Below are 22,530 nucleotides of genomic sequence, written 5' to 3' on the forward strand. Positions count from 1 at the left end.
GGGCATTTTATATATATCAGAAGTCAGTGTTATGCTGCTTCTTTAAGTGCTTCATTGTTTCTATCTGTTGCTGCACTTCCTCTTACTTTCACCTTAATACGATATACTATGTAATATAGCAATGGTACGATAATAAGAGTAAGAAAGGTTGCTATGATTAATCCGTAAATAACTGTCCACGCAAGTGGCCCCCAGAAAATCACGTTATCACCTCCTACATAAATACCAGCATCAAACTCTTGGAACAACCCAAAGAAGTCAATGTTAATACCAATAGCAAGTGGTATCAAACCAAGTACCGTTGTTATCGCTGTAAGTAATACTGGACGCAAACGTGCACGACCACCTTCGATAATGAGTTCTTGCATGGTCTTTTTATCAAGCATTTGCTTTCCTTCCAGATCCTGCGCTACTTCCTTACGATCTACAAGCAGCTGTGTATAATCAAGTAATACCACTCCATTATTTACCACAATACCGGCGAGGGAAATAATACCCATCATGGTCATAATAATCACAAACGGTGATCCACTAATAATAATTCCTCCAAATACTCCTATAAAACTTAAGAAGATGGCTATCATAATAATGATAGGCTTTGATATGGAGCTAAATTGAAATATCAACAAGAAAAATATCAATGCCAATCCGCCAAAAAAGGCACTTACCAGAAAGTTCATTTCCTTTGCTTGGTCTTCAATTTGACCTGTATAATTCACCTTAATATCCTTAGGAATATCATCAAAGTTTTGCATCTCTTCTTGCACTGCGGCAACTACTACTCCTGCATCTGTAAATCCAGCGGCAAGATTAGAATATACTGTCACCACACGTTTAGAATCTCTATGCTTTATCGCACTAAATGAAGAGGTATTTCTTGTAGTGGTTACTGCACTTACAGGCACTTCTTTTACTTGTCCCGTAGCAGGATCTCTAAAGGTAATATTCTGATTAAATAAAGCAGATTTATCATATCGCTGCTCTTCATTAAAGCGCACGTAGATATCATAATCTTCTCCATCCTTTTTATATACTCCTGCTTTATCTCCAAAGATAGAACGACGTAGTTGCAGCCCTACTTGACCAGTTGCTACACCTAGTTCTCCTGCCTTCTGGCGATCTACAAGAACTTCTGTTCCTGGCTTACCTCTATTTACATTAATCTTAAGTTCATCTACTCCAGGAACGTTACGGCTATTAATATAGTTACGCATCTTTTCTGCTGCGATGATGAGTTCTTGATAATCCTTACCTTCTAATTCAATATTGATAGGATATCCCTGTGGTGGTCCTGCTGCATCTTTTTCTACTGTAATTACAACTCCTGGATATACTCCTCTCACGGCGTCTTGCACCTTAAAACGTAGCTCTTCACTATCTGCTTCATTACGGTACTTATACTCACGCATAGTAGCTGTAATTTTTGCTCTGTGTGGCATTTCGGCGGCGCTTCCTCCGTCTGTTTGTGGGTTACCTGCGCCTTCTCCTACTTGTGACACAGAAGTTTCTACAAGTGCATTGTAATCTTCACCTTCTAAGTATGCCTCATCATTAAAGACCTTAAATACACGTTGTTCTATCTCCTTCGTGATTGCATCTGTTTTGGTGATTGCAGTACCCTCTGGATACTCTATATAAACTGTAATCTGGTTAGGTTTGTTATCTGGAAAAAATTCGATTGCCGTACGTCCAGCACTTACAGATCCTCCAAATGCCATAAAAGTGAGGATAAGCATAAGGAAAATCCCTACTACAAAGCCTATAGGTTTATAGCCTCTAATCGCCCATCCTAAGAATCTCTTATAAATATCTTCTAACCATGTTAAAAAACGCTTTTGAAAAACATCGGCAGCACCTTTAAGCACATACTTATATATCCACATGAAGATGATGGTTGCAATCACGAGACTTCCTAGTCCGCGTATGCTTCCACCTAAAAATAATATCATTAACCCAATAGGCAACATGATGAGTGAGGTGCGGATAAGAAATTTTCGCGAAAGCGCCTTCTCATCTGTTTTCATAAACTGTGATACGAGCATCGAGTTTATAAAAATTGCAACAAATAATGATGAACCAAGTACAACAGATAGTGTGATAGGGAAGTAAATCATAAACTGCCCCATAATCCCTGGCCACAATCCTAGTGGCACGAAAGCTGCTACCGTAGTAAGTGTGGAAATAATGATAGGAAAAGCTATCTCTCCGATACCTTTTTTGGCCGCTTCTATACGTCCCATTCCTTCTTCGTCCATGAGACGATACACATTTTCTACTACCACAATACCATTATCTACTAGCATCCCTAGTCCCATAATGAGGGCAAAGAGAATCATGGTATTCATCGTATAACCCATCAAATTGAGGATCATAAAACTCATAAACATTGACATAGGAATTGCAAACCCTACAAAAAGTGCATTTTTAAATCCTAAGAAGAACATAAGTACGCCTACCACAAGTATAATCCCAAAGATGATATTGTTTACAAGGTCGTTTACTTGGTTTTCTGTCTTTGCACTCTGATCATTTGCTGTACGCACTACAACATCTGGAGGAAACACCTCTGCCGTAGCAGTTGCTATAATCTCGTTGATTTGCTCTACGGCTTCAATCATGTTTTCACCAGATCGCTTTTTTACGTCTAGCATTACCACCGTCTCACTTATCTCCTCGTCATTTACCGTATCTCCTTCATATAATGTGAGATCTCTAGCATAGGTAGTTTTATCTTCTTCAGAAAAAGTTACCTCTGCAATATCTTTAAGATACACAGCACCGTTATCTGATTTGATCACAAAATCTTCAAGCTCTTCTGGGCTCTGAATTTCTCCTATCACACGAATGTTACGACGTTGCCCACTACTCACAAGGTTACCTGCAGATAGGGTCATATTTTCATTACCTATAGAAGCAAGTATGTCATTAAAACTTACTTGAGCAGCAATCATTTTATACACATCTACTGCTACTTCTACCTCACGCTCTTGTGCACCACGTATGGTCGCCTCCTTTATTTCTTTAAGGCTTTCTATCTCATCTTGTAAATACTCTGCATACTCTTTAAGCTTTATAGTAGGATAGTTACCAGATACATTTACATTAAGAATAGGCGTTTCCTCAGAGATACTTAAGTCAAATACGTTAGGCTCCACCTTTGCGTTGTTAAACGTAGGCCAGTCTTCATTTGCTGTTTCTGAGTCTACCTCATCTTTTACACGTTGCTTTGCAACTTGTACATCAACTCCTTCCTTGAACTCTATGGTGATGATTGCATAATCTTCTTGCGAAGTAGAAAGCACCTCAACCACGTCAGATAGATTCTGAAGTTTATCCTCCAGCGGATCAACAATAAGACGCTCTATATCCTCTGCTGTGTTCCCTGGATAAGGAGCCGAAATATAAATTTTAGTCTCATTAATTTCTGGGAAATTCTCACGTGCCATACCTAAATATGCACCCATTCCTAAGGCCAGAAACAGCGCCATAAGAACGTAAATAATGGTAGGATTATCAATCGCCCAACTGGAGATTGCAAATTCCTTATCTACATTTTTCTTTTTCTTATCTGTCATCGCTTAGTATGTTAAGATTTTTACAGCTTGGTTGTCTTTTACAGATCGTGCTCCTTCTACGATGATCTTATCGCCTACTTCTATACCAGAAAGTACTTCAATGCGATCCCCTTGAGATTTACCCGTGGTTATGATTTTTTGCTGCGCTATCATTTCGTCCGCTTTCGCGAAAGCGATATATACATATTGCTCACCATCTGCATTTTCATTAATCACATTGAGAGGAATTAAGATTGCATTCTCTGCTGTATAATCATTGATAGAAAGTCGCGCAGTAAGGTTAGGTTTTACTTTACCATCCTTATTAGGAACATCTACTTCTATAGCAAAACTTCTATTTGATGGTTTAATGTAGTTACCCGTCTGGCGTACAGTAGCATCAATACTCTCTCCTAGCACTGGAAACTCTACTTTTACCGTTTTACCAGCCGTAACTGTAGGTAAGTAGCTCTCAGGAATCTCTGCAGCTACATACATATTATCAAGATTTACGATTCTAAAAATGGCTACTCCTGGAGCAACTACGGTACCCTGGTCTGTAATCACCTCATCTATCACACCAGAAAAAGGTGCATTTACAGTAGTCTTACCTAGCTGACTTTTAATCTGATTCACCATATTTTGTGATGACTCGTATTGTGTTTTTGCTTGTAGATATTGAATTTCAGATCCTATTTTTTGATCCCATAAACGTTGTTGACGCTCAAAAGTAGTCTTTGCAAGTGCTGCCTGAGACTCTACTTGTGCCACTTGACTTCCTAAACCTCCATCATCTATACGAGCTAGCAACTGCCCTTTTCTTACGCGCTGCCCTTCTTTTACGAGCACTCTTGAGAGTGTTCCTTGATACTCTGGATATATAAGTACGTTTTGCTTAGTTTCCACATTACCTTGTACTTCTATAAAGTGGTTGAATAAAGTATCCTTAACGGTCATTGTAGTAATAAGAACCTCTTTCTTGTCTCTAGGTGTTTTTTCTTCTAGCACTTTTTCAATTTGTGCCAGTTGCTCATTACTAGTAGTTATTTCTGCCTTAAGCGCTTCTTTCTTAGACTGAAGCTCTTCTACTGTGCCAGATTCTAGGAGTGTCTCTACAGATTTTCCGCTAGAGTCTCCTCCACAAGAAACGAGTGCGATACTTAAGATAGCAAGTGTGATATATTTTTTCATCATTATTTTATTTCTGATTGGTAGCTTATTAAAATCTCTTGTTGAGAGAACTAGTTATTGGTATAATTAGGCATATTAAGTATGGTCTCTAGATCTGCCTTAGTTGTAATTATTTGTAACATTGCTTGCAGTAACTCTTGTTGTACTTGGTAAAGTTGCGTTTGCGCTTGTCTCAAATCAAAACTTGTACTTAATCCTTCTCTAAATTTTATTTGATTCTTATTCTCAATACGCTCTGCTAGCGTGATATTCTTAAGAGATGTATTGTAGTTATCTATGGCAAGCTCATGATCACTTTTTGCCGATGCATATGCAAGTTTAATTTGCTGTGCTGTCTCCTCTTTTTGAGTTTTGGCTTGATCCAGTGCTATTGCAGCTTGTGCCGTTCTCGCATTACGCATGCCAGAACTAAAAATTGGAATATTAAGTTGGAAACCAGTAATAGATTGCGGGAACCACTTCTCATCACTATCAAAAAAGTTAAACTCGTTACGCCCTGCAAATGTTCCTACATTTATGAACGCTCCTAATGTAGGTAATGCTTTACTTTTCTCAAGTTTAAGCTCAAGCTCGCGTTGCTCATTAAGATTATTTACAATCTTATAATCTACGTTTTGCTCTAAGTTTACGGTATCATTAAGAAGTCCTAATGCTGGTAGTGCGAGCCCTTCTAGCGTTTGAGTGAGTACCGTTTCTTCATTTACATCGATGCCTATTGCTAGATTAAACATTTGCTTAGCAATAGTTACCATACGCTGTGCATTTGCTCGCTGGTTCTTGAGTGACAAAAAGGTAATCTGTAGTTGCTCTACATCTTCCTCCTCTGCAAATCCATTTTCAAAAATGATTCTTGTCTCTCTCAAGTTGTCTTCTAGTGTCGCGATATTCTTGTCTAAAATTGCTACGCTCTCTTGAGCAAGAAGCACTCCTCCATATGCGTTTATGACACCCTTGCGCACTTCAAGTTGTGTCTTTTCATTAGCATTTTTAGAATAATCTAGAAAAGTCTTGGCTGCTTGTAATCCTACAAGGTATGACCCATCAAAAATAAGCTGACTCAACGTTGCCGTTGCAGTCGCATTCTGTTGTGTTCCAAAAACTACAGGAATAAAAGTACCTGCATCACCACCTACAAACTCGGCTGGAATAAGCTGTGTAGGCTGTTTTATCTGGTAGTTATAATCTAGACTAGCGCTTACCTGTGGTAATCCGCTAGCGGTGGTTTCCCATTTTCTCTTAATTGCCTTTGCGATGTCTCGGCGGCTATTGATAGCTGTATAATTGCTATCTAGAGCAAAGGTTACAGCCTCTTCTACGGTAAAACTTCTAGTTTGTGCTACCGTGGCAACACTTACTAGTAATAATATCGCTATAGATAATCTCTGTATCATTAGTTGTGGTTAGATTTGATGAGTTTATTTAAAATTTTTCTTCCTTTAGGTGTTACAATACCACGTATGTGATACTCTAGATACATATCATATAAGTCTGACACGGGAAATGTAGATTTAGGAAAAATAGTCTCATCCTTAATACCCGTCATCCCTGTGAAGTAAATATTTACTACAAACTCTACACTTATATCACTTATAAAAAGTTCTTGTTCTATCCCTTTTAGCACGTTTCTAGTCACACAACTTTGCATGTAATCATACTGACTCTTTCTAAGTGTCTGGTGTATTTTAGGATAATATTTTTGAAGCTGATACATAGAAGAAGTACGCTCTCCATTAATGTGCTCAAGTACATATTTCTTAATGTCATATAATTCCTCAATAGGATTTAACTCACGCTCAAATATGGTATCTATCCCTCCGCATACATCTGTAAACATCTGCATCGCACTTGCAGAGACTATTGCTTCTTTATTTGAATAGTAGCTGTACACTGTTTTCTTAGACATACCCATTTCTTTGGCTATATCATCCATTGTGATGCTCTTAAATCCCTGACTTAAAAACAATTCGGTGGCAGTGTGTAATAATTGGTCTTTCATATTTCGAGTGCAAAAATACGCAGGAAACTTTTAAAGTTTTTATAGTTTCCAATTATTTTAAACAAATTTTAACAGTTGTAGGGGTTTACGGTACGCTTTCGCGAAAGCGTAATAGGGCATAATCATCTCTTATCACTTATTTTTACAAAAAAAATTGCAATTCATGCGCAGCATTCCAGAATACACAGAGGTATTTATTGATTATTTAAATAAACACACCCTAGAGAAAGAGCCGAAAAATTTATACGACCCTATAAATTATATACTTGGTTTAGGAGGTAAGAGACTGCGCCCTGTACTTACACTTATGGCTTGTGAACTGTTTGAAAAAGACCATGCTATCGCACTTGATGCTGCACTGGCTATAGAGATTTTTCACAACTTTTCTTTAGTGCATGATGACATCATGGATGATGCTCCATTACGTCGTGGTAAGGAAACTGTACATGAAAAATGGGATATAAACACAGGTATACTTTCTGGAGATGCAATGCTTATAAGAGCTTACCAGTTATTTGAAAATTATGAAGGAGATACGTTTAAGGAGCTAGCAAAGCTCTTTTCTAAAACGGCAATTGAAGTTTGTGAAGGACAGCAGTATGATGTAGATTTTGAAACTCGTGACGATGTTACTATCCCTGAGTATATGAAAATGATTGAGTATAAAACAGCTGTACTCGTGGGCGCTGCTCTTAAAATGGGAGCTATAGTTGCTGGCGCTTCAAAAACTTGTCAAGAAGCAATTTATAATTATGGTCGTGATTTAGGTCTCGCATTCCAATTACAAGATGATTATCTAGACGCTTTTGGTGATCCAGAGAGTTTTGGAAAGCAAGTAGGCGGTGATATTATAGAAAACAAAAAGACTTTCTTATATCTTACTGCGCTTATAAACTCAGATAAAGATGATGCACAACAACTAGAGCATTTCTTCTCTATCTCACCAGCAGATCCTGCGGAGAAAATAGAAACAGTTAAGCAACAGTTTTTAGACTCTGGTGCAGCAAAAGCTACTGAACAAGAAATTGCCAAATACACGCAGAAAGCATTTACAGCACTAGATAACGTTGATATATCTGAAGATAAAAAAGAGGTGCTACACCTTTTTGGAGAGAGTTTAATGAAGCGTACTTACTAAGAATACGTAACATAATTATAACGCATTAATAGCTCTTACTCTCAAACTTAAACCCACGCTATCTTTAACTGGGAGCAAGGTAATCTTAAGTTGATCTCTTTCTAGTCCCTGACTTATGAGATACTCTCCTACTTCACCAGCTCTTGCCTTGGCAAGGCAAGCATCTGTGGTGTCACTGGCGCTTGAAGAATAATAACTTTTAACTTCTAGTGAGAGCTTACGTTCAAGTAATACACGCACTCTTTTATTGATGTAATGCTTATCATAATTAGATAATCTAGGCTCCATGCTATCACTAAGAATATCTAAAGTTTGATACTCTTTCCACTCGCAGAGTACCGCTTTCCATAATTTATCTTCACCTCCACCGTCACGTGAAAGGTAGCAAACCCCTGGTTTTGGGTTAGGAGGACCCAGTGCTACACTTGATGTTACGCCTTCTTGACCCATCAAAAGCGTAGTACAAAAGCAGAGTAAAAAACTAATTATCAATCTCATAGCATAAAAGTACACTTTTATAAGACTCTCAAAATTTCCTTAACATTCATTTGTGGCATTTCAATTGCATTATCTTTACTGTAAATCAATCTATTGTGAGATATTATACTTTTCTATTATTAGTAGCATGTTCTATAAGCTCTTGTGCTCAAGTAACCTTTACTTCACAAAGCGTCGCAATAGACGATTCTCTTAATATTGCGATTATCCAAATACCTAGAGGGACCCCAATAAAAGACGGTGATTTCCAGATTAACGGACTATCATATACTCTTAATCTTTCAAGTAAGGATTCTATTTATACTGCCTCGCACTTACTTAAGCATGGCGCAACTACTTATAAAACTTATTTTACTTCATATCCTCTTATACAGATAGATGCTCCACAGGGGATTGTAAATGAGCCTAAACGTATGGCAACAATCTCTTATGCATATAAAGACACACAGTTTACAAGTCACGCAGGGATAGAACTGAGAGGAAGCAGCTCTCTTGTGTTTCCAAAAAAGACGTACGACCTCAACTTTTATAAAGATAGCCTAGGTTTTGAAAATCAAGATTATGAGCTTGCAGGTATGCGCAGTGATGACGACTGGATTCTAGATGGGCTTTACAATGAGCCACTGAGAATGCGTTCTTATCTATCTCTCAATTTATGGAATGACATCTATACACCACATTATCTAGATAAAGAACCAACAGCCAAAGCTGGCGCAACGGCCGCCTATTCCGAGGTTTTTGTAAATGGAAGCTATCAAGGGATTTTCTTACTGCAAGAACAAGTAGATCGCAAACTCGTACAAGCAAAAAAGAATCGTGACGACACGGTGCGTGGTGAGATTTTTCAAGGGGCACGCTACCTAGGCGCTAGCTCTTTTGACTCCATACCTCCTAAAAAGAATTTCTTAGCAAGCTGGGGCGGTTATGATATTAAATACCCATCTGAAACTAATGCTCCGTGGGATAATGTGTACCCCTTTACAGACTTTGTCGTGAATAGTAATAATGAAGCTTTCGCGAAAGGAATTTCAAAACAATTTGTAATCGATAATGCGATTGATTATTTCCTATACATCAACGCTGTGCGCGCACCAGATAATTTAGGTAAGAATTTATATCTCATACGTTACGACGCAGGAGAACCTTACTTCTATGCGCCCTGGGACCTAGATGGAAGCTTCGGGACTATTTTTAGTGGTAAACGAATAAAAACCACCGACGATTTTCTCACAAACGGTCTCGTGAGAAGACTTATCAAAACAAATGCAGATGATTTTAACGCACGTTTTAAAGCACGATGGGCAACACTGCGCACTAAAGTATTAAGTGAGGAAGAACTACTCGCAAGACAACAAAACGTATATGAAACACTCTCGTCACATCTAGTTTTTGAAAGAGAAAAGCTGGTATGGAAAGATTTTATTTCTGACCATGAAGGACTAGACTATATGCAGCAATGGACTAAAAAAAGACTCGCGTTTCTAGACGATTATATTTTCAAACTCTAAATTACTCGTTTGCAAATTGGTTGATAATTGATAAGAAATCCGCTCTATTTTTTACAAAATCTAACTCTGAAATATCAATAATCTTTACATTGAGATTATGCTGAGTCTTTATAAAATCAAGGTACCCTTGGTTTATTTTTTCTAAGTAAGTAGGATCAATACTCTTCTCATAACTACGACCACGCTTCTTTATATTCTTAAGTAAACGCTCTGTATTTTGATAAAGGTAAACGTATAAGTCTGGCTGCGGCATATCTTTATACATCATCTCATGGAGACGTTTGTAAAGCAAAAACTCCTCCTCTTGTAAGGTTACCTGTGCAAATATGAGCGATTTGTAACGATCATAATCTGCGCACATAAAATCCTTAAAAAGATCATATTGTCCTAAATCATCTAGTAGCTGCTGGTACCTATCTGCCAGAAAAGACATTTCTAACGGAAATGCAAATCTATCTGGGTCTTTGTAAAACTTAGGTAAGAACGGGTTGTCTTTAAAACGCTCAAGAATAAGCTTTGCATTAAACTCATCTGAGATCATCGTGGCGAGGCTTGTTTTTCCTGCTCCTATATTTCCTTCTATAGTGATATAGTTGTAACCACCTAAATCAATACTGTCTTGTGGTTTCTTAAGCCACTTAGCCTGTTTTATAAGAATACTATCATCGTTACAAGCTTCTAATAACTCTAAGTAAGTGACTGGATTTTCAGGTGTAGATAATGCCTCGCAAACCTCATCACCTGCGATATCTGCAAGTGGCTGTAGTACAAACAACCGCTCTTGCATATGCTTATGAGGAACCGTGAGTTGCTCTGACAGCTTTACAACATCGTCATAAAGCAATATATCTATATCTATTATTCTTGACTGATAAGCTGTCCCTTCCTTTTCCTTACGACCTAGTAATTGCTCTATAGCCTGTGTCGTGTCTAAGAGTTTTTTAATAGGTAATGATGTTTCCATCCTCACCACACAGTTGTGAAAATCTGGCCCATCAAAACCCCAAGCAGGACTTTGATACACAGGGGAGATTTTCACAACCCTACCTACACGCTCAAAAAGCAATTGTATCGCTTTATCGAGTGCTTCATAAGTGTTTCCTTGATTACTGCCTAATGATAAGAATGTGGTATGCAAAGATCTAGCTGTTGAATTACGAGAATAACATTTCACAACAAATTAAGGAAATCAAAATCACAATGCGCTAATTTTGAAATCGAAGTTATTAAGAAAATGCAACTACCCTCTAAGGATTTAAATACAAAGGATTTACAACTTGCATATCGCATTTACGTGATTTTAGGCGCTCTTTTTATCTGCGCACTAGTTGTATCTAATCTAATTTTTCAAAAGTTCTTTTCATGGGACTTTTTTGGAATCTATACTTTTGAGATTTCGGTAGGGATACTTCCTTACCCAATTACCTTTTTAATTACAGATATAGTAAGTGAGATTTATGGTAAGAAAAAAGCAAACCAAATGGTAACTGCTGGTATTTTTGCCTCCCTATTTTCACTCTTAATCGTTTATATAGGTAACGCTGTTCCCGCTACGAGCTGGTCTCCTGTAGATGACACACTATTTACTAAGGTTTTTGGAGTTACTGCGCTGGCAGTTTTTGCGAGTATGATAGCCTATTTACTAGCACAATACGTAGATATTCACATCTATCACTTTTGGAAACGTATAACTAAGGGCAAACATCTCTGGCTCAGAAATAATTTTTCGACATTCTTATCTCAGTTTATAGATACATTCTCGGTCCTATGTTTACTCTGTATCTTTGGACTCATTGAGTGGCAATTGTTTGGAGGTCTTCTCTTAGGAGGATTTCTATTTAAAGTGATTATTGCCGCTTTTGACACCCCATTTCTATACCTAGGTGTAGGACTATTTAGAAAGAGATTTAAACTAGAGGAAGGTGAAGAATTAAAGCTACCTATTTAGGAGGTTGTTTATAAAAATTACAGATATGCTTTCGCGAAAGCGTACTAAAAACAAAGTAGTACAATAAAAAAGGGATGTAAATCTTGCTCGAAAGAGCCAATAAATATTATGAAAAAAGCACTCAAAATTACAGGTATTATACTTCTCGTTGTTGTGATACTGCTTGCAGCGTCGCCATTCCTTTTTAGAGGAAAACTAGAAGACCTACTCAAGAAAACCATCAATAATAATCTAAACGCTCAAGTAGAATGGTCTTCTCTAGAACTAAGCCTCTTTAGAAGTTTTCCTGATGCAACGGTTATAGTAAACGACTTTACGGTAATTAATAATGCACCATTTGCTGGTGATACACTTGCGAGTGGTAAAGAAATACGCATTGAGATGGGCGTTACCCAACTCTTTAAAAACACAGCAGATGAGCCTATTGCTGTAGACGCTTTATCACTGCTGGAAGCAAACGTACACGTACAAGTAGACTCCTTAGGCAATGCAAATTATGATATTGTAAAACAGACACCGACTACAGAGACTACTACTGAGGAGAGCTCAGAACCTTTTGTTTTTAACTTACAAGAGTACAGCCTCATAGACTCAAAAATAATTTATGATGATCACTCTACACAAACCCACTTAGAACTTACGGAGATAAACCATACTGGTTCTGGAGATTTTTCGGCTATTGAGAGTGAACTTGATACGAAGACCCACGCTGTAGTATCTTTTGATTATGGTGGCACACACTATCTAGACGGACACGAGCTCGACCTAGAAGCTGTAATCCAAATGGAGCTAGAAAAACAGAAGTATACTTTTAAGGAAAACTTAGCCAAAATAAACGAACTCCCACTAGAGTTTAATGGTTTTATAGAGCTTCTAGAAGATGGCAATCTTATGGACTTATCGTTTGAAACACCTTCATCAGATTTTAAGAACTTTCTAGCTCTAATCCCTAAGGAATATAGAGCAAATCTCGATGGGGTGGAAACGAGTGGCGATTTTCGCGTAAGCGGAATTATAAAAGGGAAAACAACGGAGACTAACATCCCAAATCTGGATATTGAGATTGTGTCTAACAATGCTTCTTTTAAGTATCCAGACCTACCTAAAAGAATGAACAACATCAATATAGATGTAAAGATTAAAAACGATACAGGCATCACAGAACTTACTTATATTGAGATAAACGATTTACGTTTTAAGATTGACCAAGACACCTTTACCGCAAAGGGAACGCTCAAAAACTTGATGGGTAACATGCTTGTAAATCTAGACTTAGATGGTGCGCTAGATTTAGGAAATATAGACAAAGTCTACCCACTTAATCTAGACCAGCCGCTACAAGGTAGACTTGTTGCAGATATTGTGACGAGTTTTGATATGAACTCTGTTGAGAAACAGCTGTATCAAAATATAAAAAGCTCTGGTAACGCTACGCTTAGTAACTTCACTTACAGCACTCCAGAACTACCTAATCCCATTGCTATACAAAATGCAGCTGTAAGTTTTAAAACAGGCAATATCACGCTTAACTCATTTGCTGCTACAAGTGGGACTTCAGATATAAATGCAACGGGATCTATAGAAAACCTCATCCCGTTTGTAATGTCTAAGGAAGATTTAAAAGGGCGTTTTGACGTGACCTCAAAGGTGTTCAACCTTGATGATTTTGCAACTAGCACAGCAACTACATCTGGCACTACTCAAGCTAGCACTAGCTCAAGCAATACAGCTATACAAATTCCAGATTTTCTAGATGCCTCTGTAAACTTTAATGCCGCAAAGGTAATTTATGATGGGTTAGAACTTAGTAACACAAAGGGTAGTGTGACCATTGCAAATGAGCAGGCATCATTAAGCAATCTTAACTCTGGCATCTTTGGCGGTGCGGCAGGACTTTCTGGATCTGTCACCACACGTGATGGTGCTCCTACTTTTAATATGACTGTAGATTTGAGCAGCATAGACATAGACCGCTCTTTTAAGGAGCTAGAGATGCTGCAAGGACTTGCTCCTATTGCAAAGGCACTACAAGGCGCGCTCAACACCAAGATACAATTGCAGGGACAGCTGGATGATAATTTTAGTCCTATCCTAAGCACTATTTCTGGGGATGCCTTTGCAGAGATATTGACTGCAGATGTAGATGCAGACAAGATGCCGCTTCTTAATCTATTATCTCAAAAACTTGATTTTATAAACCTTGATGACCTTAAACTAGACAAGCTCAAAACGAGCCTTACGTTTAATGATGGTCAGGTTGTTGTAAAGCCATTTGATTTTAATGTGAAAGGAATCAATGTGCAGGTAAGCGGTGGGCATAGCTTTACAAACGAGATGAACTACACCCTCAACCTCGATCTCCCAGCAAAATACCTAGGCGGAGACGTGAGCGGATTACTTTCAAAACTTACAGATGCCGAAAAAGAGAATATCCATATAGACGTTCCTGTTTCCCTTTCGGGAAATTTTACTTCGCCTAAAGTAGATCTTAATCTAAAAGCAGCTACCACAGCGCTTACTAACCAGATTATAGAGATCCAGAAGCAACGCGCAAAAGACAAAGTAGAAGATAAACTTACTGATGTATTAGGAGGTCTATTAGGTGGAAACAAAACAACACCAAATACCACTACAACAGATAGCACAACTACTAACACACAGACTCCTCAAAACACCACCACAACCCCAAAAGCCGAAGACGCCATTAAAGATGTTACCACGGGAATATTAGGTGGTCTCTTTGGGAAAAAGAAAACAACAAAAGAAACGGTGAAGGATACGGTTAATTAATGCTGTAGTAACTCAAGTTATGATGTGATATATAAATATGCTGCTTTCGCTAAAGCGGGATACTACCCCTCATCATCCACCTTAATCTCGTTGAGTTCTTCGTTTTTATACTTAGCATAGTCAAAGCCGCTTTGCCACCATATTTTCATCTTTTCTTTGTTAAAAATCAATGAATTTGTGGTGAGTACTGTAGGCGTATAATAGAAGTTAATTATTGCCTCTTTTTGATTGGCTGCATATTTACCTATGGTAATATTTTGCTTTTCTATACGGTCCATCATGAAACCATGCAGATTACTCAATAATGAAAATACATTTGTAGAAGGGAGGTTATTGTAATAAGTAACTTCTGTTTCTAGTATGATTACATCGACCTCCGTTGCACCGCGCTCTACAGCTTCCTTAATGGGCACTAGCGCGCCAAAACCTCCATCTGCATACTCACATCCATTTTTAGTCGCAAGACTCATAAAAGGGATGTAATTACACGACATCCACACCCAGTCGCAAAAATCTTCATAGGTTTCTACGTTACTAGATTTATACTCTGTTTTATGTAATGATAGATTTGAAACAGTGACTAGCACTTCCTTACCACTAGCCTGTAGCTGCGCATAATCCTCACGAGTAAAAGTACGCTCTATGAGTTTGCGTAATTTTTTACTCTCTCCAAAAGTTTTAGATCCTTTTAAGAAATTGCGCAACACACTCCAGTGATCAATCGCAATGGTTTGCTCTCCCCATTTATCTTTTTTGATTACAAATGGACACACATTAAAAATGGCATTCTGATTAACAGAAGTATACACATCCTTTATCTTTTCAATATTTTGAAGTGCGAGATGAGGCACTAGCAAACTGCCTGTAGAGGTTCCCACCAGCATATCATAATCCTTACCCATTTCTTGCATAAGGTATTGGGCTACGCCTCCGCCAAAAGCGCCTTTACTTCCTCCTCCTGAAATGACTAATGCTCGCATTGTGGGTTCTCTTTGAGCTCAGAAAAATAAGGTTTTTAATTAAGAAATGAGTGTTTTGTTGAGGTACGCTTTCGCGAAAGCGTTAAAAGAAAAATACCCCACCATCATTTGTTTCCCCCTTTTTACCTAGCGTGTTGAATTTCCAACTAAGACTGAGCATAAAATATTGCTCTAGTACAGTGCTCTGTACATCTTGTATAAAGTTTGCATTTGCAGTACGCCTTGCGTTTGTATTTTGATCTAGTACATCATACACTTTTAAGGTTGCGGTAGCGCGATCTTTTGCAAATGAATAAGCAAGTGTCGAGTTCCAAAACACTGCACTTCGCTGAAAATCTGATGCAATGTTAGGGTTGTAATTATAGTTAATATCGTTACGCCACTCCCAGTTTTTAGGAACAAACAAAGCCGTTCCCAATGAAACATTATGAGATATGAAATCTTGATCTTCAAAAGCGTCTAGACCAAACTGAGTTTTTGAAATAGAGATATTATAGCTAGGTTTAACTTCAAACAGATTTTTCCAAGTGTATGTAAAATTTACACGCGGCGTTAGAGATCTCGTTTTACTAGCGTATTGTACTTCGTTGTTAAAATTTACATTACGCCCAAAGTTTGTATAAATACCTCCTCCATATTTTATACTACGCAAGGAATCTATTTTTACATTTTTATTATAACCTCCTCCTGCTCCTACGCTATAATTCCCATTTACATTTACATAGGTAGTGCGACTTACTAGATTGTCATCTATGCTAGTTTTACGTACAATAGCATCGTTTGTAAATCTTCCACCTCCATTAACATACCATCCGCCTCCTTTTTGAAAGTCATAATTATTAAATCCTCCATAAAAATTATAATCATTTGCCGGAGCTAGATTAGGATTACCCTCTACAATATTAAGTGGATCCGACACATCCACAAAAGGATTAAGCTGCGTGACTTCTGGAGGTCTATTGCTCTTACCTAAACTTGCATACATAGATGCTTTAGGGCTAAACCTGTAATTCACATACGTATCAAGTTCTAGTGCTTCAAAATTTTGCTTGATGTCCAATTCTGGACGCAAGTTGTCGTTATTCTCTAGGGTGCGAAATACGTAACCTGCACTCACGTTCACATTGAGTTTCTCTCCATCAAGATTAAGTCCCAGTTTCGGAGTTGTGCGTGAATTGCGACCTTCAAAGTCTGTACTTAGCTCTTGATTGAGGATGCTATACTGCTGTGCTACCTCATCAAAGTCAAAGGTGCTTCGCTTGCGTTTTCTAGTATCGCTACGGTGACCAAAATCTACATCAAGAAATAACTTTTTAGCAACTAAAGGAACTCTATAAGTGAGGTTAAGATTATAACCGTCCAGTGTAGTTTCTCCATCTGTAAACTGATTACGATTAATTTCTGATGGGTTATCGCCAAATATCTCTGTGTTTGACACTATAAAGTCTTCACTTTCTTGTCTATTGATTTCGTTTTGTACACGTGCTCTCACATAAGCTCCTTTGTCTCCCCATTTCTTGGTAACACTTAAGGTGTTTTCAAAATTCTTCCCTTCGTCTGTCACGAAGTTGTTTGTTGCCGACTCATTGATTCTCTCACCGTCTTCATTAAGTGACTCCTCTGTACGGCGGAAGCGTGTCTCACTATTTGCAAAAGAGAACTTTGGTTTTATATTAATGAGTAGTGTAGAATCCTTTTTAATATTAATAGTGGTATTAATACTATGGTTATCTGAATTTGAGTCATTACGAGAATCGCTGTTTGTAAAGAATCTTCTATCTGGAAGAATATTCTCTCGCTCTACACGAGTCTCATCAAAAGAGTTTGCAGCCGAGTAGAAATAATCCATATTGGCATCAAATCCTTTTGCATACTCATCTGTATAATTTGCCCCTACACTACGGCTGTTTACAATTCCTTGTCCGCCACCAAAGCTTCGACCGTCAATACCAAAGCTTCCGTTGCCGTTGAAGTAGACACTTCTTCCTCCTCCAAACATTTTTCTTATCTCTCCAAAACTAAACCCAGCCGAGTTGATATTGTTACCACCAGCAAGCACACTGATGCGTCGCTCGTTATCAAAGGCATTTACAATACCTGCATATTCAAAACGATTATCTGTCCCGCCACCAGCAGCCACCCTACCAAAGACTCCTTTATTCTTTTCTTCGGAGATGGTGAGGTTGATAGTCTTACTTTCTTGATCACCATCTTCGCCAGCGAAGGCCTCATCATCTGTCTTAGTATCTACTACTTGTATTTTCTCTACAATCTCTTTAGTAAGGTTGCGCGTAGCAATCGTAGGGTCATCGCCAAAGAACGGCTTACCATTAACTAGAATTTTATTTACTTCCTTACCATTTACTAAAATCTTGCCGCTCTCGTCTACCTCAACGCCTGGCAGCTCCTTAAGCAAGTCTTCTATATTTGCATCTTTCTTGGTTTTAAAAGAAGAAACATTAAACTCGAGCGTGTCTTTTTTTACGGTTACCGGAGCTCTACTTTTTACAACGACTTCGCCCAAGGTGTTTGTAGAAGGTGCTACTTCTATATCTCCAAGCGCTATATCACCAGTACTTAAATCTACATTTTTTGTGAAGTTCTCATAACCTAAAAAAGAGATGTTCACACGTGCATTTTTCTCTTGCGCTCGACCTTCGAGTTGAAAGAACCCATCTTGATTTGTAATGGTATAAGTAATGAGTGTGCTATCCTTAACAGTCTCTAAGAAAACTGTGGCAGCCTCTAAGGTTTGCTTTGAATCTTTGTCTTTAAGAGTTCCAGTAATTGAAAAGTTTTGCGCCTGCATAGCTACAGATAAGCATAACCCTATCGCAAGGAGTACTAGTTGATTAATTCGCATTATAAACGGTTGATTGATTGATGTCTATCAAATAAACAATGTTTACTTCCAAATGATATGCTGACAGTTAAAATTTAGTAAATATTTAACAAGTTATTCTTCTTAAAATCTCAACTCATAACAGATTATTAACTCATACTAGAAATAGAGAAGTGTAAGTTTGTGTAACTAACCCTTAAACCAATTATCATGAATAAAATCATCAAAGGACTTATTGCCGCATATGGCGCAAAAAAATTAGGTGGCGGTTGCATAAGCACCATCATCATCTTCTTTATTATTTTCTGGCTTTTAGGGTTACTAGGCTAACATTCGGGAGATGCATTACAGGCTGGAAAGAGCCATTAGCAAACTATTATAAATAACAAAAGCTATCAGATGTCTGATAGCTTTTTGTTTTATGTTTCGTTTTCACGAAAGTGTACTTTTAATTATTTTTTTCTAAAATATATAGAAATAGGCACTCCTGAGAAGTCGTAAGCTGCACGAAGTTTATTTTCTAAGAATCTTCTATAACCTTCTTTAAGATACTGTGGCAAGTTACAGAACAACGCAAATTGTGGTTGTGGTGTAGGAAGTTGCATACAGTACTTAATCTTTACATATTTACCCTTAATTGCTGGTGGCGGGAATGCTTCTACTAGCGGCAAGAAGAACTCATTGAGTTCGCTTGTTTTGATACGCTTCGTTTTGCTTTCATATACTTTTACAGCAGTTTCAATTGCTTTGAAGATACGTTGTTTCTCCAGCACAGAGATAAATACAATAGGCACATCTGTAAAAGGCTCTATCTGTTCTCTAATGTGCTTTTCAAAATTCTTCATCGTGTTAGTCTCCTTTTCTACAAGGTCCCACTTATTTACAAGAATCACGATTCCTTTTCTGTTACGCTCTGCTAGCCAAAATATATTTTGAACCTGACCATCAAAACCTCTTGTCGCGTCTACTACTAGTAAAATCACATCTGCGTGCTCAATAGCTCTTACAGATCTCATTACTGAGTAAAACTCAAGATCTTCTTTTACTTTTGCCTTACGTCGTATTCCAGCTGTATCTACAAGGTTAAACTCAAACCCAAAGCGATTGTACTTTGTATCCATTGAGTCACGAGTAGTACCAGCGATATCTGTTACAATATATCTGTCCTCACCTATCAGCGCGTTAATGAAAGACGATTTTCCTGCATTAGGACGACCTACTACAGCAAATCTTGGTAATTCATCTTTTTCTTCTTCCTCAACTTTTGGTGGAAGTGCTTCTACTACAGCATCAAGTAAATCTCCTGTTCCACTACCATTTGTTGCGGCAATAGTATAATAATCACCTAATCCTAGGTTATAAAACTCAACAGCATCTGCTGCTCTTTTATTATTATCTACTTTATTTACAGCAAGGAAAATAGGTTTTTTTGATCTACGAAGTAGTTTTGCAACCTCTTCATCCATCCCTGTCACACCATGCTCTACATCTACCATGAAGATAATAGCGTCAGACTCATCTATCGCAAGTTCTACTTGCTTATCAATTTCGGCTTCAAAAACGTCATCACTTCCTACTACATATCCTCCTGTGTCAATAACGGTAAATTCGCGACCGTTCCAGTCTGTTTTTCCGTAATGACGATCACGCGTCACTCCACTTACGGCATCTACAATCGCCTCACGACGTTGCACTAGACGGTTAAAAAAAGTAGACTTCCCTACATTAGGGCGTCCTACGATAGCTACTATGGTACTCATTGTAAATTTTTTAGGTGTGCAAAGATAGCGTTAATCTACAGTCTTATGCATTTAAATGATTGTTCTCTTTAAACCAACATTTTGGGAGGTAAATTTCGTAAATCCTAAGGATATGATAAACTCTTGTCTATACATATGATTATAACGTAGCTTTGCCAACTGCTATGATCATTATCGCATATATACTCACCCTTTCTATAGGACTTATAGGAGCCATAATCGCCACGTTACCACCTAGCGCGACGAATCTTGCTGTTGTAAAATACACAAGTGACAAAAGCCTCACCAAAGGACTTCACCTAGCCTATGGAGCTGCGCTAGGAGAGGTGATAATAGCTGGACTTGCTCTTGCTTTTGGAGTTCTTGCAAAGCGAATATTTGAAAAACATGAGTGGATACAGATCACTTTTATAGTTATCATGATAGCTGTAGGGATCTATTTTCTCATAAAAAAAACAACAGAAAACGATAGTGAATCATCAAGCAGACCTAAGCGTTTCATTAATGGTCTCTTACTAGGAGGACTTAATATCCCGATGTTTATTTACTGGACTGCTATATTTTCTATAAGCTCCAGATATGTTGTTTTAGATAAAAATTCTCCATGGCTACTCATCCTATGCTTTTTAGTTGGAGTTTTTGCCGGTAAATTTGGACTGCTTTATTTGTATGGAAAAGCTAGCGAGTATATGACTTCAAATTTTTCAAAGTTCAAAGGAACGCTTAATAAAATTATAGGCGTAGTTCTTATAGTTGCTGGTATGATACAAGCTATCAAACTCCTTATTGCATAATATTTCAGTAATAATGAGTAAGCTTTTATAAAAGCGCACTACTAAGTGTTTATGATTCTTATAGCTTTACTTATTGGCACTATCGCTACCATTCTGGGAGCACTTCCTCCTGGCGCATCAAATCTCGCTGTAATTAAAACTTCCCTAAATGAATCACATCGTGAGTCTCTAAAAATAAGTTATGGTGCTGGACTAGGCGAGGTATTACTTGCCTTTATAGCATTTTCCTCTGGAATGGTTGTACAAGATTTTTTTGAAATGAATCTTTGGGTACAATATTTAGTTGCAGCAGTTCTTGCAACTGTAGGGCTTTACTTTACACTTAACAAAAAAGAAAATACTGAGTCCAAACAAAAAAAATCATCTAAATACCTCCTAGGATTCACACTTAGTGTCATCAACCCGCCTGTACTTATCTATTGGATTTTAGTATTTTCTCTATTAGGCAAGTGGTTATCAAGCGCTGCATCTATCTCTGCATTATGGCTTGGTTTATTCCTTAGTGGTGTATTTATTGGAAAGGTTGCAACACTCTATGGCTACAGTAGATTTGGCACTCATATTCAAAAAAAGAAATCTTCTTCAGGAAGTAACATTAATCGTTACATAGGTATAACCCTCATAATATTAGCTTGTATACAAGTTATCAAGCTGACTGTTATTTAAGAAAGTACTTCTAGACGTACCACATATCCTTCCCAACTGCGCACATTAAATACAGTGTCATCTTCAAAAATGAGATACTGCCCTTTAATTCCTTTTAGTACACCTTCATAAGCAGGAGTTTTATCAAGATTGAGTGTTTTTAACTTTTCTGGATACCTATCTACTGGAAAGTGAATGTGAGTTTCTTCGTTGCTAGGTATAAAATACTGCTGTGCTTCTTCTGGTATATATTTTTTAAGTTCATCGCGATATTCTGCTAGACTTACATCTTCTATATCATTCTTAAGCATCTTGCGCCAGTTTGTTTTATCTGAGACATGCTCTTTAAGCGCTAGTTCTGTTATACCAGCCAGGTATCTATTAGGCACCTCAACAATCTCTACTGCTTCATGAGCACCTTGATCTATCCACCTTGTAGGCACTTGTGTCTTACGAGTTACTCCAACTTTTACATTGCTTGAGTTTGCTAGGTAAACAATATGCGGCTGTAATTGTACCTTCTTCTCATACTCTAGATCCCTCTCTTCTTCACCTAGATGCGCTTTAGAAAGCTCAGGTTTCATAATCCAATCGGCAGCTTGTGGAACTTTATAAAAATCATCATAGCAATACCCCTGACGGAAAATCTTTTTATTTTCTCCACAAGCGAGGCATTCGTATCTTACAAATTCTATATGCAACCTTTTTCCTAAGAGTTGATTCATTTGTATGAAGTCACCATCCATTACTAAATAGTAATTTATAGGATCTGTGTGCTCCGTTTGCATTTTTCTAAGGACACCTTGGTATTGCATTTAAGAAAACTTTGATTACAAAATGTGGGGAAATAAGGTTAAATTAGCTTTCGCGAAAGCAATAATCTATC

The 22,530-nt window shown here is 37.8% G+C and carries 16 protein-coding genes; 6 read left to right on the forward strand and 10 right to left on the reverse strand.

Annotation, left to right across the window (positions count from 1 at the left end; translation table 11 throughout):
* Nucleotides 1-29: 29 nt before the first annotated feature.
* From ACJJVU_RS00090 to ACJJVU_RS00105, 4 genes are read right to left on the reverse strand one after another with little or no spacing between them, the layout of a single operon-like run.
* Nucleotides 30-3,575, reverse strand: coding sequence for an efflux RND transporter permease subunit (locus ACJJVU_RS00090; RefSeq protein ID WP_405220895.1), 3,546 nt, complete (start codon nucleotides 3,573-3,575; stop codon nucleotides 30-32).
* Nucleotides 3,576-3,578: 3 nt separating this feature from the next.
* The gene (locus ACJJVU_RS00095) at nucleotides 3,579-4,745 is read right to left on the reverse strand and encodes an efflux RND transporter periplasmic adaptor subunit (RefSeq protein WP_405227402.1); all 1,167 of its coding nucleotides are present in this window, start codon (nucleotides 4,743-4,745) and stop codon (nucleotides 3,579-3,581) included.
* Nucleotides 4,746-4,795: 50 nt separating this feature from the next.
* Nucleotides 4,796-6,136 carry a TolC family protein gene (locus ACJJVU_RS00100; protein ID WP_405220898.1) on the reverse strand — a complete coding sequence of 447 codons (1,341 nt, stop codon included), beginning with the start codon at nucleotides 6,134-6,136 and terminating at the stop codon, nucleotides 4,796-4,798.
* A complete protein-coding gene (locus tag ACJJVU_RS00105) occupies nucleotides 6,136-6,741 on the reverse strand; it encodes a TetR/AcrR family transcriptional regulator (protein ID WP_298322424.1) in 606 nt (201 codons plus the stop codon). The genes ACJJVU_RS00100 and ACJJVU_RS00105 overlap by 1 nt, the downstream gene beginning before the upstream one ends.
* A gap of 163 nt (nucleotides 6,742-6,904) precedes the next feature.
* On the opposite strand from ACJJVU_RS00105, the gene ACJJVU_RS00110 reads away from it, so the two are divergent.
* Nucleotides 6,905-7,879 carry a polyprenyl synthetase family protein gene (locus tag ACJJVU_RS00110; RefSeq protein WP_405220902.1) on the forward strand — a complete coding sequence of 325 codons (975 nt, stop codon included), beginning with the start codon at nucleotides 6,905-6,907 and terminating at the stop codon, nucleotides 7,877-7,879.
* A gap of 15 nt (nucleotides 7,880-7,894) precedes the next feature.
* Here the strand turns inward: ACJJVU_RS00110 and ACJJVU_RS00115 are convergent, their stop codons facing one another.
* Nucleotides 7,895-8,329 (reverse strand): hypothetical protein, encoded by a 435-nt coding sequence (locus ACJJVU_RS00115; RefSeq protein ID WP_405220905.1) that lies wholly within the window; start codon nucleotides 8,327-8,329, stop codon nucleotides 7,895-7,897.
* A gap of 143 nt (nucleotides 8,330-8,472) precedes the next feature.
* Here ACJJVU_RS00115 and ACJJVU_RS00120 point away from each other — a divergent pair, with 143 nt between their 5' ends.
* On the forward strand, nucleotides 8,473-9,885 hold the full coding sequence (locus ACJJVU_RS00120) for a CotH kinase family protein (protein WP_405220908.1): 1,413 nt from the start codon (nucleotides 8,473-8,475) through the stop codon (nucleotides 9,883-9,885).
* Nucleotide 9,886: 1 nt separating this feature from the next.
* Here ACJJVU_RS00120 and folK read toward each other — a convergent pair whose 3' ends face one another.
* Complete coding sequence (gene folK, locus ACJJVU_RS00125; RefSeq protein ID WP_405220911.1) at nucleotides 9,887-11,023, reverse strand: 2-amino-4-hydroxy-6-hydroxymethyldihydropteridine diphosphokinase; 1,137 nt, start codon at nucleotides 11,021-11,023, stop codon at nucleotides 9,887-9,889.
* Between the two features lie 96 nt (nucleotides 11,024-11,119).
* On the opposite strand from folK, the gene ACJJVU_RS00130 reads away from it, so the two are divergent.
* Nucleotides 11,120-11,833 carry a queuosine precursor transporter gene (locus ACJJVU_RS00130; RefSeq protein WP_405220914.1) on the forward strand — a complete coding sequence of 238 codons (714 nt, stop codon included), beginning with the start codon at nucleotides 11,120-11,122 and terminating at the stop codon, nucleotides 11,831-11,833.
* A 108-nt stretch (nucleotides 11,834-11,941) separates the two neighbouring features.
* Nucleotides 11,942-14,623: an AsmA-like C-terminal region-containing protein gene (locus tag ACJJVU_RS00135; RefSeq protein WP_405220917.1), complete on the forward strand. Its 2,682-nt coding sequence runs from the start codon at nucleotides 11,942-11,944 to the stop codon at nucleotides 14,621-14,623.
* Nucleotides 14,624-14,685: 62 nt separating this feature from the next.
* Here ACJJVU_RS00135 and ACJJVU_RS00140 read toward each other — a convergent pair whose 3' ends face one another.
* The 3 genes from ACJJVU_RS00140 to der form a co-directional block, all read right to left on the reverse strand.
* Nucleotides 14,686-15,603 (reverse strand): patatin family protein, encoded by a 918-nt coding sequence (locus tag ACJJVU_RS00140; RefSeq protein ID WP_298322451.1) that lies wholly within the window; start codon nucleotides 15,601-15,603, stop codon nucleotides 14,686-14,688.
* A gap of 82 nt (nucleotides 15,604-15,685) precedes the next feature.
* On the reverse strand, nucleotides 15,686-18,466 hold the full coding sequence (locus ACJJVU_RS00145) for an outer membrane beta-barrel protein (protein WP_405220920.1): 2,781 nt from the start codon (nucleotides 18,464-18,466) through the stop codon (nucleotides 15,686-15,688).
* Between the two features lie 431 nt (nucleotides 18,467-18,897).
* Nucleotides 18,898-20,205, reverse strand: a complete 1,308-nt coding sequence (gene der / locus ACJJVU_RS00150) for a ribosome biogenesis GTPase Der (protein WP_298322457.1) — start codon at nucleotides 20,203-20,205, stop codon at nucleotides 18,898-18,900.
* A 164-nt stretch (nucleotides 20,206-20,369) separates the two neighbouring features.
* Here der and ACJJVU_RS00155 point away from each other — a divergent pair, with 164 nt between their 5' ends.
* Nucleotides 20,370-20,999, forward strand: coding sequence for a LysE family transporter (locus ACJJVU_RS00155; protein WP_405220923.1), 630 nt, complete (start codon nucleotides 20,370-20,372; stop codon nucleotides 20,997-20,999).
* Between the two features lie 51 nt (nucleotides 21,000-21,050).
* Nucleotides 21,051-21,665, forward strand: coding sequence for a LysE family translocator (locus ACJJVU_RS00160; protein ID WP_405220926.1), 615 nt, complete (start codon nucleotides 21,051-21,053; stop codon nucleotides 21,663-21,665).
* Here the strand turns inward: ACJJVU_RS00160 and ACJJVU_RS00165 are convergent.
* Entirely contained in the window at nucleotides 21,662-22,459 is a 798-nt protein-coding gene (locus ACJJVU_RS00165; protein ID WP_339845394.1) for a DUF2797 domain-containing protein, read from the reverse strand. The two genes, ACJJVU_RS00160 and ACJJVU_RS00165, sit on opposite strands and share 4 nt — an antisense overlap.
* Nucleotides 22,460-22,530 lie beyond the last annotated feature (71 nt).

This window comes from Dokdonia sp. Asnod1-B02, from assembly GCF_045063955.1.
Lineage (GTDB): Bacteria > Bacteroidota > Bacteroidia > Flavobacteriales > Flavobacteriaceae > Dokdonia.